This is a genomic window from Alishewanella maricola (assembly GCF_016343785.1).
GTDB lineage: Bacteria > Pseudomonadota > Gammaproteobacteria > Enterobacterales > Alteromonadaceae > Alishewanella > Alishewanella maricola.
Genome location: NZ_JAEINI020000056.1, coordinates 1 through 371 on the forward strand (window position 1 = coordinate 1; position 371 = coordinate 371).

The 371-nt window shown below is 54.4% G+C and carries 1 pseudogene; it reads right to left on the reverse strand.

The features are described from left to right. Positions 1 to 371, reverse strand: a pseudogene (locus JAO78_RS16705) (hypothetical protein); the annotation flags it as partial.

Consider the following 371-nt stretch of genomic DNA (forward strand, 5'->3'; position numbering starts at 1 on the left):
ACTGAGGTCAAGCGTACCATCGGTGTTATCGACGGTCGCAGCGATATCCAATGAACCGGCAACCGCATCAAGTGTGGCTGAAGTATCAGCAGCCAATGGATTGCCGTTGTTATCGACTGCCGTGGCGTCAATGGTTAATGGGCCATCGGCTAAGGCGCTGACAGCGACACCTTCTAAGGCATAGCTGCCATCGGCTAATACGGTGGCTTGAGCAATGACCGTTTTACCGTTTTGATCGGTGATGGTGATGTTAATCACGGTGCCTGGAGCAACGTCGGTGGTGGTGCCACTGAGGTCAACCGTACCGTCGGTATTGTCCACTGACGCCGCGATATCTAATGAGCCGGCAACTGCATCGAGCGTGGCTGAAG